Consider the following 14,990-nt stretch of genomic DNA (forward strand, 5'->3'; position numbering starts at 1 on the left):
TTTGCGGGCCTGCGGCCAGCAAAAATTTCGGAGTGTGGCCACACCCGAATTGCTTGCCAAAACGCGCAACCCGCAACATGGCGCAAAAAACGGAGGTTACGCTTTCTTTTACGTTTCCTCCGTTTCTTTCGATGCTTTCATCGCTTGGATTGTAGCTTCAACGATTTTCAATTCTCTTTCGTCCAAGGCGTTCAACATGGCATCAATCCGCTTCCTGCACTCGCTCCCGCTATTCTGGGACGGGTAAAAGTATTGATCCACCGATATATCAAACATTGTAACCATCTGATAAAAGGTGTTGAAGCTTGGATGCTGACCATCATTTTCATTATACATAATGGTACGCGGAGCGCGGTCAACAATATAGGCCAGTTGCTCCTGTGTCATGCCGCTGGCTTCTCTTGCACGCTTGATGGCGAGCCCTATATCGTGAAAATCAAAGCGTCTTTCATCTCGTTCTATCTTCATAACATCACCTGATATGATTTTACATTTCATGTGATATTATTTGAACGACTGTGTATTTCATACTACTGACTATTTAATTTCACATACGCAAAATTGATGATCGCGGAAATGTGAGGTACAATATACCTATAACTTTGGGACAATTTGTCCCGAAGATCAGAGGTTGGTATCTAAAATAAAATCAGAAATATTGTGAGGTTTCTGTGACATTTGGGTGCTATACTGAAAATGAAGGAGTGTGATACCATGCGAATTTTAGTAGTCGAGGATGATCGGCTTTTGAATAATACTTTATGCTATAACTTGAATACTGTGGGCTATACGGTTGATTCTGCACTGACAAAATCAGTGGCCAGTAGTTTCTTGACAAAGCAGGACTATGACCTGATTGTGCTGGATGTAAATTTGCCGGACGGGAACGGTTTTGACTTCTGCCGGGAAATAAAAGAGCGTCGCCCTGATACCGTTATTATTTTTCTGACCGCAAATGATATGGAAAGCGATATGCTCAAAGGGTATGAACTGGGCGCAGAGGATTATGTGACAAAACCTTTCCCTATGAGCGTCTTTCAAAAGAAATTAGCGGTAGTGCTGGGTAGGCTGACAAAACAATATGGTGGTGATACTTATGAGGATGGCACACTGACCATCAATTTTTCAGAAATGAGTGCTACTCTATCAGGAAAGCCACTTACATTCACCCCACTGGAATATCGACTTTTGAAAATCCTGATGAAAAATCCGCAGATTGTTTTGACCCGGCAAGTCTTGTTGGAAAAGCTGTGGGACGCAGACGGAAATTTTGTGGATGAACACGCTCTGACTGCGGCGATCAGCCGGGTACGAAACAAAATCGAAACACCTGACCGTCAGTATATCAAAACGGTATATGGTATGGGCTATATGTGGATCGGAGGAGTGCTGAAATGAATGTGCGAAAACTTTCCGTCAACAAAGCCTGTATCTTTTTTGCTGTTCTCCTGCTGGTGGCAATGGGGACGGTTTCAGCAGCTTTGTATGGGCTGACCCAAAATATAACCGCTGTCTGGTATGTATTATTGTTCGGCATTTTTGTGCTGGTTTGCGCTGTTTGTTTTATGGTGCTGGTTCGCCGCAAACTGGCAATGTTCTCCGATGCTTTTTGCAGTTTAATGGATGATATGTTATCCGGGAATATGCAGCCGAAACAGACTGTGGAAGAAGAAAGTCTTTTCTATAAAATTGAATATCGGCTGAACCGTTTATATGAAGTCATGCAGGAAAACAAGAACGGCATTGCACAAGAACGGGCTGACCTGCAAGAACTGATTTCCGACATCTCCCATCAGGTCAAGACCCCGATTGCGAACTTGAAAATGATTAACAGCACTCTGCTTGAAAATGAAGTCCCTGTGCAAAAACAAAAAGAGTTTCTAACGGCACAGGCCAGCCAGCTTGATAAACTGGATTTTCTCATGCAGGCTATGATTAAAACCTCTCGTTTGGAAACAGGTGTTATTTCTCTGGAAAAGAAAAGCCAGCCGCTTTATGACACGCTTGCCGCCGCATTGGGAGGTATTCTTCTGAACGCCGAGAAAAAACAGATCAATGTTCAAGTGGACTGCCCGGAGAACTTGGTTGTTTCCCATGACAGAAAATGGACAAGCGAAGCACTGTTCAATATTTTGGACAATGCAGTGAAATATACGCCGGAGGGCGGTCAAATCCGTGTTTCGGTTGAAAGTTGGGAAATGTATGTGAAAATCGACATTGCAGATACAGGCATTGGCATTTCAGAACAGCATCAGGGAGCAATTTTCAAGCGTTTCTATCGAGAGGACATCGTACATGATGTAGATGGAATTGGTATTGGTCTATATCTGGCTCGTGAGATCGTAACCTTGCAAGGCGGTTATATCCGGGTAACATCCGAGGTTGGGAGGGGTTCAACTTTTTCCGTCTTTCTGCCTCGACAATAAAATAAGTACGCTAAAAAACAAAATGTCACAGACCTATGACATTTGAGATTTAATTAAACAGAGGTATTTTGTTTCCCGTGACATTTCTGTGAGGTTTACCTTTTATGATAGAGCCATCAAAAAGAAAGGGTGGTGTTCTATATGAGCATATTACAAACGACAGATTTGAAGAAATATTACGGCACCGAACCGAACATTACAAAAGCATTGGATGGCGTGACCCTATCCATTGAGGAAGGTGAATTTGTTGCCATTGTTGGTACTTCCGGCAGCGGTAAGTCTACTTTGCTGAACATGATGGGCGGGTTAGATACGCCAACTTCCGGCAGTATTAAAGTAAAAGGGAAAGAATTATCGAAACTCAAGGATGAACAGCTTACCATCTTCCGCAGACGTAACATCGGGTTTATCTTTCAGAATTACAATCTTGTTCCTGTGCTGAATGTCTATGAAAATATTGTCCTGCCGGTGGAGCTGGATGGTGATACCGTGGACAAGCGGTTTATGGATGAAGTCGTGAAAATGTTGGCTCTCGATGGGAAGCTGAACAGTATGCCTAACAATCTGTCCGGCGGCCAGCAGCAGCGTGTAGCGATTGCCCGCGCCCTTGTTTCCAAACCAGCTATTATACTTGCAGATGAACCGACAGGCAATTTGGATAGCCGGACAAGTAGTGATGTTCTTGGTTTGCTGAAAGTTACAAGTCAGAAGTTCCATCAAACGCTTGTAATGATTACCCATAACAATGAAATTGCCCAGCTTGCCGACCGAATTATCCGTATTGAGGACGGAAAAATCGCACAGTGACAGGGGGTGACATTGATGGATGATATTTTATTTGGGAACAATAATCAGGCAACAATCAATCGTCTTGCCAAAAGAAGCTACCGCGCTAATAAGCAGAGAAATGTTTTCGTTACCATCGCATTATTCTTGACCGCCTTTATGATCACATCTGTATTTAGTTTGGGGTGCAGTTATTTTGAAACCTATCAAATGCAGCAAATTCGTGCGATGGGCACGACTGCGGATGTGGCAATTACAAGCCTCTCAGAAGAACAATATGAAGAATTGAGCCGATCCAGCTTGGTATCCGTAGTTGGTATCAGTCAGAGATTGGGCAGCATTGATACATCTGGAATGGACGATGCCCTGCTGAGTATTACTTGGATAGACGAAACAGAATGGCAAGAACACCGTGTACCAACAATTTCGGATATACACGGAGATTATCCGCAAGCAAAAAATGAAATTATGCTCCCTACATGGGCTTTGCGTGCAATGGGGATTGATGATCCACAGATAGGGATGAATATTTCCCTTTCCTATCAACTCGGAACAGATTATCAATATATCTCCGATGAATTTGTTTTGTCGGGCTATTACACAGATTATTCGGCTTCACGTGCAGGCAACCGTGGTGCCGCTTATGTTTCGGAGCTTTTTGCAACACAAACAGGGCTTCCCTTTGATAGTGTGTCTACCGCAATGATTTCTTTTTCTGATGACAGTAATGCCCTGCGATCCTGTGAAAAACTAAAACGGAAGATTTCGTTTACAGAAAGTCAGTCCTTTGAAATTGTACCTATTGCTCAGAGCAATTCCACCACCATTGTTCTTCCACTGGCTGCTATTATCGTCTTTATCATTATCAGCGGCTATTTGCTGATTTATAACATTCTGTATATCTCAATTTCAAGAGATACACAATTCTATGGACAGCTTAAAACGATAGGCACGACAAAAAGACAAATCAAGCGGATCGTGCGTTCTCAAATATTCAGAACGGCGGTGATCGGTATTCCCAGCGGCCTGATTGTCGGTGGTATTGTTTCGCTTGGACTTGTTCCGTTTGCCATGAATATGATGTACTCAAGCGATACAGACCATGGGGAGATAGTGTCCTTTTCCCCCATTATTTTTGCGGGTGCCGCAATCTTCACATTTTTTACTGCAATCATCGGCAGCATGAAACCAGCGAAAATAGCTGCAAGTATTTCTCCTGTTGCGGCTTCACGCTATACGGAGGCAAATACAAGGAGTTACCGAGATCATAAGAGCCATAGAACAAAATTATCTCGGATGGCACGAGATAATATTTTTAGAAACCCTAAAAGCGCCTTCCTTACTTTTGCGTCCTTATTTTTAGGCTTAATATTGTTTTTGGTTTCTGCTGGTCTACTATCAAGCCTAAGTCCCGACAATTTTGTAAATCAATGGGGAGAAAGTGATTTCGCATTGACTTACAGCATTTCCGAAGAAGGAAACCTGCTCTCTGATGAAATGTTGCAGCAAATTGAAACAATGCAGGGAATTGAAAATCTGCGCGTCACTTATTCTGCTTCACCGTGGCCCACTATGGATGTCATTTACGACGAAAATGTATTCGGGAAATATATTGATTCCTTGGATGGCGTATCAGGTCTTGATTTTTCAAATGCGGAAACACGAAAAAACTATACAGATAATTTTTGGAGCGGCGTTTACGGAATAGATTCCAGATATATCGAAGAACTTAATAAAACGCTTGATAAGCCTATTGACTTAACCGCCTTTGAAAAGGGAGAGTTGGTGGTTTTGTCCGCTATGACGGATGATGAGGGAAACCTATTGATTCAGCCAGGGCAAGCAATCACCGTTGTCGGTGAGTCCGGGGAACAGGTCTTTACAGTGGCAACTGGCTTTCTGGACGCTGATTTTCAGAGTGGTCGAGGAAATGAGAGAGGTACTGCCCCTGATTTGTATATCAGTGAGCAGGCAATAGAGAAGTTGTCTGGAGAAACCAAAATCTTTCGGATTGCTTTTGATACGATTGATAGCAGTTATGACAAAGGGATTATGGAGCAGCTTCAATCCATTACTGCTTCGTCACCGGGCATTACGATTCTGTCACGATATGAAAAGCAGCAAGAAATGGCCGGATATTTGCTGACCTCAAGGATTATAGCCGCAGGGTTGTCCGCTGTATTTTTGCTGATAGGAATTATGAATTTCATTAACACAATGGTTGTTAGTGTAAATACTCGGAAACATGAATTTGCAACACTTGAAAGTATAGGAATGACGAAAAAGCAAATTAGAAATGTATTGCTTTGGGAAGGCGGGTATTATTGGAGTATTTCTTTCCTACTGCTTGCCACACTGGGAACAGCGATATATATTCCAATATACTCAGCCTTTAGAAGAATGGTTCCTTATGCAGCTTTTCACTATCCTGTAATTTCTCTGTTAGTTGTCGCAGCTATTGTTTTGCTGGTCTGCTTGGCAACCCCCGTCATAACTTTCATGCAAAATGTTAAGCAAAGTGTTGTAGAGAGACTGCGGCAGAATTAAATATTTGCGATGAAAACCGGGAGATTATTCTCCCGGTTTTTCAAATCTCACAGGTTCGTGAGATTTCAGCCCATTATTCTGTCGAAACAGCGTGTGTCAGTGACATTTCTGTGAGGATTGCTTGTTAAGATAAGCGCAAAAGGAACAAGCTGCCGCACGACGGCAAAAGAAAAAAAGCCGTCGTACAGCAGCCTATCAACACGCCCATTTGAAACGGCGGCTTTGATTTTCAGAGCCGCCGTTTCTTTGCGTCTACACAAACCAATGACGACTTGTAGGGACACGGTAGCCGATGGGAGGTTATTTTGCCGTGTTCATTTTATTATTTCATTGTTCGCGTGATCTGCACCAGCTAAAAAAAGCGTAGCCCCTCCGTCGGAGCAGTCCGGTTTTGAACATGAAATTAAACAGTACATAACCGATAATACTTTTTCGTGCGCTTGTGCGGCCTTGTGTCGCACAGGCGCATTTTGCTTTCCAGACTTCGAGACAAAGTGTCCCGAGGTGCGGTGCCGTTCTCCGCCGTTGCTCCATTTCGTTTCCGACCAACCCCGAACAAACTGAAATGGAGGATTTTACGATGACTACTATCAATTTGAAAGATTTTTATTATTGGTACACGCAGGATCAGCTTATCGAAGTTTCTGACGAGGTGGCCGAGGTATTCAAGGCCGATGCCCGCTATGAAATGGCCTACCAGCGGCGGCTCTCCCGGCACAAGGCGCAGTATTCTCTGGACTGCGATGACGGGATTGAATATTCCGCTTGCCTGCATGAGCCGACCCCGCAGGAGCTCCTTGAACGGATGGAAACCTTTCTTCGTCTGTGGAACGCTCTCAATTCTCTGCCGGAGATCCAGGGCCGCAGAATTGACGCACATATCATTCTTGGCAAGTCGATTAAGGAAATTGCCGAGGCCGAGGGCGTACATGAGGAGTCTATTCGCCAGTCGATCAAGCGTGGCCTTGAACGCATGAAAAAAACTTTTTGATTTTTTCTTCTTAACCCACTTGGAATTGATGAAAAAATGTCTCGGTTTATGAGAGGAGGTTTTCTTCCTAACGCGAGGGAATAACGGCAACCCTGAGTAAGTACGTGGAGCCAGACGGTGGGTGCGCGGTGACATTTCCCAAAAGAGATTGAGCGAACAACACCAACACTGTAAATGGGCCCGGCCATCCCAAGGCCATGATCCGGCGCTGAACAGGTTGGCTGCCTGTTCCTCCGGGCTTGTCGCTTTACTTGCGTTGAGAGCGCCGCACAGAAAATAACGATTGTCTTTGGACAGGCCAAGTAAATATGTGCGGCGCTCTCTAATATTCAAAAACTATAATAAACCTCGAGACAAAGTGTCCCAAGGTGGAGTAAGGCAACAGGCCAGCATCCCGGTGGTGCTGGCCTGTTGCGTTTCCCCACCAAACAGCGGGAGGCGTTCTATCAATCTGCGAAGGAGGTTTACCGTGAAATTAACTACACAGGAACTTGAACAAATGAGAAGCGTTGACATTGGCGCGGTGGCTGCCGAGTCCCTGCCTGATGTGAGCGGTATGACCTTTGACAATGCGCTTTCCCGAAAGGAGCGCATCTCTCGATTTTTGCAGACTGTCAAAAATCCATACTGCTTTTGCATCGGTGGGGTTGGCGTGAAAATTGAATTTGCTGAAAGCGGGCCATCTCTCCAAGATAAGCTGACGGATTTCCTGCTGCGGCAAAGAAGCGGGCTGTAACTTCGGTTACAGCTCGTTTTGCTTCTTCGAGACAAAGTGTCCCGAAGCGGAGGCATCCTTGTTGTCCTCCCCGGACAGAGTTATAATATAAGTGTAATGTGATAGGGAAGGAGGAACAATGGCACGAGCAAAAAACAGAGGGTATCAGCAGAGTTTCTCTCCCTCTTACACAATCCGCCGCTGGCGGCTGGGCATCTATATCCGGCTTTCAAAGGAAGATTTGAAAAAAGGAAAAGACGATAGCAACAGCGTAAAGAACCAGCGTGACCTACTGAACGATTTTTACCGACGCAACATTGACGAGTTTGAAAGTATCACGGAATATGTAGATGACGGACATACTGGAACGGACGCTAACCGTGAAGATTTTCAACGGCTCTTGGCGGATGTCATGAGTGGTAAAATCAACTGCGTTATAGTAAAAGACCTGTCCCGCTTCGCACGAAATTATAGCGATGCCGGAAGTTTGATCGACAACCTGTTTGTTCAAATGGGTGTTCGCTTTATCAGCCTTGCTGAGAATGTGGACAGCTACAAGAACCCCGACAGCGTTTCAAATATCATCGTTCCCATTACAAACGTGATGAACGATAATTACTGCTATCAGACTTCCAAAAAGATCCGGCAGGTATTTGATTACAAACGGCGCAACGGCCAGTATATCGGAGCATTTGCTCCTTACGGCTATGTAAAGCACCCAAAGGACAAGCACAGGCTGATTGTTGATCCCGATGCTGCTGAAAATGTCAAACTCATTTTCACAATGCTTATTCAAGGGTCATCAAAACGTGCTATCGCGTTGTACCTGAACGAACACGGCGTACCGAGCCCCTCGGCTTACAAGGTACAAAAGGGCTTGCCTGTTTCGACAAGAGGGTATGACGATCCTATGTGGGGAGCCCGCATGATCCACTCCATTCTTACCAATCCGACCTACACCGGGGACTTAGCCCAAGGTCGGAGCCGGGTGAAAAGCTACAAGGTACACCAGATTGAAGCTGTTCCCCGCGAGGAATGGGTGGAAGTGGCTGGAACACATGAGGCCATTATCGACTATGAAACTTTCGATAAGGTACAGGCTCTCTTACAGCGTGATACCCGTACTTCCCCGAAAGGCCGTGAGGTACATTTATTCAGCGGCTTTCTGAAATGTGCCGATTGCGGGCGGGCCATTACCCGATGCGTTAGCAAGAACAACAATGTATATTATTCTTGCTCAACCTACAAGAACCGTTCCCGGGCAGCCTGCACCATGCACTCAATCAAGCATGAACGGCTGGAGGCTGCTGTTCTGTTCGCCGTACAGCATCAGGTACATTTAGCTGTTTCCTACTCAGAAATCGTAACGCAGATCAATTCCGCTCCAATCAAAAAAAGCCAGTCTTACCGACTGGACGATCTGATAGCTGCAAAAGAGCGGGAACTGATAAAGATAACACGCTACAAGCAATCTCTTTATCAGGACTGGAAAGACGGTGAAATCACCCAGCAGGAATACCGGGATATGAAGGCTGACTATGAACGGCAGACTTCTGATATTTCCGCGGTGCTTACCCGGCTGAACGCTGAACGCGCAGAACTGGCAAACGGTGTGGACAATGAGCATCCTGCACTGGTAGCCTTTATGAAGTATCAGAACATTGAAGCCCTCAACCGTGAAATCTTGGTTGAACTTGTGGACTATATCAAGGTCTATGAAAACGGCAATATCAGCGTGAAATTCAAATTTGCTGACGAGCTCCGCAAGATTGCCGAGTACATTGAAATCAACACTACGGAAGATACCGCAGTAGCGGGCTAACCCCCGCTACAAACCCCTTTGACAGTGTGTTTTCCTAATAGGCGCTAATCATATGAATAATTAACATCATATTTTATCATCCTAGACTCTTCATCTTCTTTTGCTTGAGTAATAACTGCACTCACCCTTCGAATATCAGTAGAATTTTCAAACTCTTTTTGTTTATTAATTTCATTGAATATGCAGAAGATGCATCCAACCACTCCAATAATAAATAACAGATATACGCCTACAATTTCCCATTTTTCATTCTTTTTTTTATCCATAATTTTTCGCCTCCCCGGTAAGAATATTCTATTCATTATGTTATATTCATAATACCCGATTATTCATATGGTGCCACTATCACTTGTGTTAGTAATCGAATTAATTTGTTTACTCCGGCGTAATTGAAAAGATAAAAAGTAATTGAAAAGATAAAAAGTAATTGGAAAGGCGAAACCATAGTAGAACGACTCAAAGCATTTCGCAAGCATCCATTCCAAGTAAAACTCAAGAAGGTGATATAAAATCTGTGCCGGGCGATTCTGGTTATTCCCTGACAGATATGGTTTCTGAAGAAGTCGATATGGAATTAATCGTCAATTCCGTATTTATTTTCCAGTGCTTCTTCTGCTAATTCCAGTTCATCTTCCAGTTTTTCAATCGTGCGTTCTCTCGCTTTGTATGTCTCGAAGCTAATCTCTTTCATCTGGTAAGCATACTCAAATTCATCGTCAAGCTTATCCAGTTCGTCATCGACTGCGTCTACCTGTTTTTTCAAAGTGTAGAATTGTTCGTGATTCTCAGATGCATTTGTAGATGTTTTTGCATTGTTTACACTTTTTGTTATATTACGGATATCGTTTTCATAAGAAGAGAAATCATAATCCTTTTCGTTCGCATTCTCTACTGCGTTTTCTGTGTTACTGATATTATCATCATTGTCATCTGTATTTGATGTTACAACTTCCTGTGTCTTAATTTCTATATCTTCTGCTGCTCCATTATTGGATGAAGTGCATCCTGTAAAAGCAAATATTAATGTGAGAGATAATAAAACTACTAATATTTTTTTCATAATGTGTTCTCCTTCCGTCTCTTGGATGTTTTGTTTTTGCTGTTATATGTATCATATAGGGGGAAGATTAAAAAAAGATTAAAACAAATAGTAATTTCAAAAAATGAAAAAAAGGACTCTAGCACACGAAAATGATTGGTATTATAATAATTACATTATGAGATTACTGATTGTAGAAGACGAGAATGATTTAAGAAACATTGTCAAAAAAAGGCTTGTCAAGGAACATTACAGTGTAGATGCCTGTGGGGATGGTCTGGAAGCAATGGATTATATCGATATGACTTCCTACGATGGTATTATTCTTGATATCATGTTGCCGGGAAAGGACGGATATGAAATCTTAAGAGAATTAAGGCAACGAGAAGATGATACACCGGTTCTGTTACTGACAGCAAAAGACAGCATTGAAGACCGTGTCAAAGGACTGGATCTTGGTGCCGATGATTACCTGATCAAACCATTTGCATTTGAAGAACTACTTGCAAGAATCCGTGTCATGATGCGTAGAAAGCCACAATTTACATCCAATCAACTAAAAATAGCAGATCTTATTCTGGATCGTGACACAAGAAAGGTTACAAGAGCCGGAAATGAAATTGATCTTTCTGCAAAAGAATTTATGGTTCTGGAATGTCTTATGCGCAACAAAAATATCGTAATGACAAGACAGCAGATTGAACAGAATGCGTGGGACTTTGATTTTGAAGGTGGTTCCAATGTGATCGACGTATACATTCGCTATTTACGAAAAAAAATCGATGCACAATATGAACAAAAACTCATCCACACTGTTCGCGGTGTCGGATATGTAATAAGGGAAAACGAATGAAACAGCTGACGATCAAGAAAAAAATTACGCTATGGTACACCGGAATCATTGCCGTAGTTCTTGGGACTATTTTAGTTCTCGTCCTTCTTTTTGTGGATAAGGTTGGAATTTCTGCGACAGAAGAAGAAATCAGTGCCGCAGTGACTGGTTTCTCTTCAAATATTAATTTTCAGGATGATTCCTTTTATCTTGACGGCAATACCGAATTTTACGATGACGGTATTATGTTTTGTATTTATGACAAAAACGGACGCTTACTTTATGGAACGATTCCAACCCAATTTCCAGAAGAAACTATCCTCAAGTCGAATACACCGCGAATGATAACCAGATCAAATCGAAAATGGATGATATATGACAGCGTTTACACTTACGGTGACGATGAGGAAATGTGGGTACGAGGAATTACCTCCGTACATTCTATAGAACTTTTCATGCAGACATCCGAGAAAATGCTGTTGATTGTATTCCCATTACTCATTATTCTGATTTGGGCCATCGGATATTTTATGATCAAGCGGGCATTGAGACAGGTGGATCTTATCTGCGATGAAGTTGAAAACATCAGCAATGGAAAAGATCTTTCCAAACGATTGTCTCTGCCAAAAGCAAAAGATGAATTATACGAATTGTCGGAGAAATTTAACGAAATGTTTGAGCGCTTGGAATTTTCGTTTGAGAAGGAACGTCAATTCACATCAGACGTATCCCATGAACTGCGGACTCCCGTTGCTGTTATCATTTCCCAATGTGAGTACTTATTGGAAAATGAAAACTTATCTGCGGAAGATAAAGAAGAGATTGCAGTCATCTTAAGGCAGGCAAAACGAATGTCAAAGCTGACAAGCGAAATGTTAATGATCGCCAGAAACGAACAGGATGAGCAGCATCTGATGGAAAAACTGGATTTTGGATTATTAAGCGAACTTGTAATAGAAGAACTGCAGACAAAAGCACAGGAAAAAAATATTGAAATCACCCTGCAAAAGCAGGACGACTTATTTATGAACGGCGACCAGACATTGCTCTTGCGTATGATGATGAATTTAATAACCAATGCCATCAATTACGGAAAAACAAATGGACATATTCATGTTATCCTGAAGGTCGAAAATGACCAGATTGTCGGTGAAGTGAAAGATGATGGTATTGGAATAAGTGAGGAACACCTGGACAAAATCTGGGAGCGTTTCTATCGCATAGACAAAAGCCGTTCCAAAGAAAATGGCGGTACCGGTCTCGGCCTTTCTATGGTGCGCTGGATTGTAAACCTCCACAATGGAACCATTCACGTCGAAAGTATCGAAGATATCGGAACGAGTTTTATTTTCCGATTTCCGAAAATATAAGGGGCTATCGCTATATATCCTTTTGGTATATTTTCCTTATTCTATCACAGTATCGTATTATTCTTCCATCAGTTTTCAAACCAAGTACTAAAATGTAAAAAAGCTTGCAAATCCACCTTCTTTCCGTTAATATATTGACAGCAAACAGAGAAAGGAAAGAAGGTATGTTTCAAACAATTATTGGTACAATCAGTTCTTTTATGTACAGCAAGCTGCTGGTCATTCTACTGATTGGTGCGGGAGTCTATTTTACAATCCGCACAAGATTTCCACAGGTAAGATTATTTAAGAATGCTTGTGGATCCGTGATGGAAAAGCCGGAGGATAAAGGGGCAATTTCCTCTTTTCAGGCACTTATGGTTTCAACAGCATCCCGTGTGGGAACGGGAAATATTGTCGGGGTTTCATCGGCGATTTGTATAGGTGGATTTGGTTCTGTATTCTGGATGTGGGTGATTGCGATCATCGGAAGTGCATCTGCACTGATCGAAAGTACATTGGCACAGATTTATAAGAAAAAAGGAAAAGACGGAAGCTGTTATGGAGGACCGGCTTACTATATTGAAGCGGCACTTCATTGTCGCCCGCTGGCAATTGTTTTCTGCGTTGCAATGATTTTAACCTACGCATTTGGATTTAATATGCTGGCATCTTATAATCTGCAGTCTACATTTTCAGTATTTTCTTTTTATGATGCAAAGATGAGTCCCTGGATCATCGGTGGGATTTTGGCAGTGCTGACAGGATGGTGTCTGCTTGGCGGCGGATCACGTATCGTAAAAGTAACTTCAATGGTTGTGCCGGTAATGGGGATTGCGTATATCGGAATTTCACTTCTGGTAGTAATTATCAATATTCAGAACGTGCCGGCAATGTTCGTGCGCATTTTTGAAGAAGCATTTGATTTCAAAGCAATTTTCGGAGCATTTTCCGGTTCAGCCATGATGCAGGGAATCCGCCGGGGACTCTATTCCAATGAGGCAGGTATTGGTTCCGCTCCGAATGCATCAGCTTCGGCAAATGTCAGCCATCCAGTAAAACAGGGGCTGGTACAGATGTTATCCGTATTTATTGATACTTTGTTGCTTTGTACAGCAACAGCAATGATGTGTATGTCATCCGGGATCGATCCGGCAAAAGAATTGCAGGGAGCACCATGGGTACAGGCATCTCTTCAGGAATCACTTGGTTCTTTCGGGCCGATCTTCATTACAGTTGCAATGGTATTTTTTGCATTTACAACTCTGCTCGGAAACTGCTTCTATTGTGACAATCTTTTAATCTACATTCACAAAAAACAGCCGGAAAAAGCTTTTATGAAAGGCTTCAGACTGGTATCGGCACTTGCAATCTTTCTGGGCGCAGGAATGGAGATGTCTCTTTTGTGGGATCTTTCCGATGTACTGATGGGGGTTATGGCGCTCATTAACATTCCGGTTATCCTGATTTTATCAGGGATTGCATTGAAAGCGATCCAAGATTATGAAGTGCAGTTAAAACAGGGAATCAACCCGGTTTTTAAAAGTGCAGACATCGGTCTTAGACAAAAAACAGATTTCTGGAGATAAAACAGGATAATGGGGGAGACTGTCCGAACCATCGGATAATCTCCCCCAATTTCTACATCCTCTATTTTATAACTAAGACTTTCTGTGTTTTAATGGATAGCTTTTTACTTTTTGTTACTGTGGTATTTTTTATAGAAATAAATATAGGATATTCCACCTGGAATACTGATCCAGATAAGCATTGTTACAACAGACACAATCTCAAAATCAGAAATTGTTAATGCACAGGCTATATACAGCAATACCATCGGAAATGAAATAAATCCTAAAATTCTATGTGCAATCTTCCAGGTATCTTCATCACGCACAGTCCATGGCAAACGAAGGCCGGTATGTCTGTTATATGGCAACTTCGGCGATACAATACCTATAAAAACCATTATGCAAGACAATAATACCATAGCAAATAGTTTCTCTCCATTTTCCGAAAAAGTAATGACATCAACTGCACTCAGAAAAGCAAAAACAATACCAATGATTAAAATGCTAATATTGCAAAGTGTGGTAACACGGAAAATACCAAGCCTTAAATCGTCAGTTGTTAGACTTGTAAACAAGGCCAAATTACGATACAGTACGATACCTGCAATCAGCATACATATTCCTGCCATTAGAATTGATACGACTTCATTTTTCACACTCATTGTAATCATCATAGATAAAAATGTAACAAACAGAATCAGACCTCTTTTCTGGTTTGCCTGATACAACAACTTTTCTTTTTGCTTTTTTCTTGCCAGCTGTTCATTTAGTTCCGCCAATTCTTCCGCCAAATTCCCATTACTATGGATACTCTCCTCAATTCCAAGCAATTGACTAACCGATACATCAAGCAAATTTGCCATTTCAATCAAAACATCTGCATCCGGAACGGATAATCCCGTTTCCCTTAAT

14 protein-coding genes are annotated in these 14,990 nt (G+C 42.3%); 10 read left to right on the forward strand and 4 right to left on the reverse strand.

From position 1 onward, the window contains the following. Positions 1-108 precede the first annotated feature (108 nt). Entirely contained in the window at positions 109-468 is a 360-nt protein-coding gene (locus ACZ47Z_RS15575) for a helix-turn-helix domain-containing protein (RefSeq protein ID WP_054754179.1), read from the reverse strand. A 246-nt stretch (positions 469-714) separates the two neighbouring features. On the opposite strand from ACZ47Z_RS15575, the gene ACZ47Z_RS15580 reads away from it, so the two are divergent. The 7 genes from ACZ47Z_RS15580 to ACZ47Z_RS15610 all read left to right on the forward strand — a co-directional run bounded on the left by ACZ47Z_RS15580 (position 715) and on the right by ACZ47Z_RS15610 (position 9,287). After that, positions 715-1,398, forward strand: coding sequence for a response regulator transcription factor (locus ACZ47Z_RS15580; RefSeq protein WP_270664723.1), 684 nt, complete (start codon positions 715-717; stop codon positions 1,396-1,398). Continuing rightward, entirely contained in the window at positions 1,395-2,426 is a 1,032-nt protein-coding gene (locus tag ACZ47Z_RS15585; protein WP_117461331.1) for a sensor histidine kinase, read from the forward strand. The genes ACZ47Z_RS15580 and ACZ47Z_RS15585 overlap by 4 nt, the downstream gene beginning before the upstream one ends. Positions 2,427-2,567: 141 nt before the next feature. Next, a complete protein-coding gene (locus tag ACZ47Z_RS15590) occupies positions 2,568-3,233 on the forward strand; it encodes an ABC transporter ATP-binding protein (RefSeq protein WP_054754173.1) in 666 nt (221 codons plus the stop codon). 15 nt (positions 3,234-3,248) lie between these two features. Then, positions 3,249-5,759, forward strand: a complete 2,511-nt coding sequence (locus tag ACZ47Z_RS15595; protein ID WP_118601454.1) for an ABC transporter permease — start codon at positions 3,249-3,251, stop codon at positions 5,757-5,759. 580 nt (positions 5,760-6,339) lie between these two features. Further along, positions 6,340-6,750 carry a sigma-70 family RNA polymerase sigma factor gene (locus ACZ47Z_RS15600; RefSeq protein ID WP_014080198.1) on the forward strand — a complete coding sequence of 137 codons (411 nt, stop codon included), beginning with the start codon at positions 6,340-6,342 and terminating at the stop codon, positions 6,748-6,750. Between the two features lie 469 nt (positions 6,751-7,219). Beyond that, entirely contained in the window at positions 7,220-7,486 is a 267-nt protein-coding gene (locus ACZ47Z_RS15605; protein ID WP_007884026.1) for a DUF6870 family protein, read from the forward strand. Between the two features lie 118 nt (positions 7,487-7,604). After that, positions 7,605-9,287: a recombinase family protein gene (locus ACZ47Z_RS15610; RefSeq protein ID WP_118553444.1), complete on the forward strand. Its 1,683-nt coding sequence runs from the start codon at positions 7,605-7,607 to the stop codon at positions 9,285-9,287. A 44-nt stretch (positions 9,288-9,331) separates the two neighbouring features. Here ACZ47Z_RS15610 and ACZ47Z_RS15615 read toward each other — a convergent pair whose 3' ends face one another. Both ACZ47Z_RS15615 and ACZ47Z_RS15620 read right to left on the reverse strand, forming a co-directional pair. Further along, on the reverse strand, positions 9,332-9,553 hold the full coding sequence (locus tag ACZ47Z_RS15615) for a hypothetical protein (protein WP_054754165.1): 222 nt from the start codon (positions 9,551-9,553) through the stop codon (positions 9,332-9,334). 308 nt (positions 9,554-9,861) lie between these two features. After that, positions 9,862-10,347, reverse strand: coding sequence for an entericidin EcnA/B family protein (locus ACZ47Z_RS15620; RefSeq protein ID WP_117541662.1), 486 nt, complete (start codon positions 10,345-10,347; stop codon positions 9,862-9,864). A gap of 157 nt (positions 10,348-10,504) precedes the next feature. Here ACZ47Z_RS15620 and ACZ47Z_RS15625 point away from each other — a divergent pair, with 157 nt between their 5' ends. From ACZ47Z_RS15625 to ACZ47Z_RS15635, 3 genes are all read left to right on the forward strand, one after another. Further along, positions 10,505-11,179: a response regulator transcription factor gene (locus tag ACZ47Z_RS15625; RefSeq protein ID WP_464525728.1), complete on the forward strand. Its 675-nt coding sequence runs from the start codon at positions 10,505-10,507 to the stop codon at positions 11,177-11,179. Beyond that, positions 11,176-12,528 carry a sensor histidine kinase gene (locus tag ACZ47Z_RS15630; protein WP_054754160.1) on the forward strand — a complete coding sequence of 451 codons (1,353 nt, stop codon included), beginning with the start codon at positions 11,176-11,178 and terminating at the stop codon, positions 12,526-12,528. The genes ACZ47Z_RS15625 and ACZ47Z_RS15630 overlap by 4 nt, the downstream gene beginning before the upstream one ends. Positions 12,529-12,692: 164 nt before the next feature. Then, positions 12,693-14,096 carry an alanine/glycine:cation symporter family protein gene (locus ACZ47Z_RS15635; RefSeq protein WP_226865976.1) on the forward strand — a complete coding sequence of 468 codons (1,404 nt, stop codon included), beginning with the start codon at positions 12,693-12,695 and terminating at the stop codon, positions 14,094-14,096. A 104-nt stretch (positions 14,097-14,200) separates the two neighbouring features. Here ACZ47Z_RS15635 and ACZ47Z_RS15640 read toward each other — a convergent pair whose 3' ends face one another. Continuing rightward, entirely contained in the window at positions 14,201-14,941 is a 741-nt protein-coding gene (locus ACZ47Z_RS15640) for an SdpI family protein (protein ID WP_054754158.1), read from the reverse strand. Positions 14,942-14,990: the final 49 nt, after the last annotated feature.

The organism is Mediterraneibacter faecis (assembly GCF_055383675.1).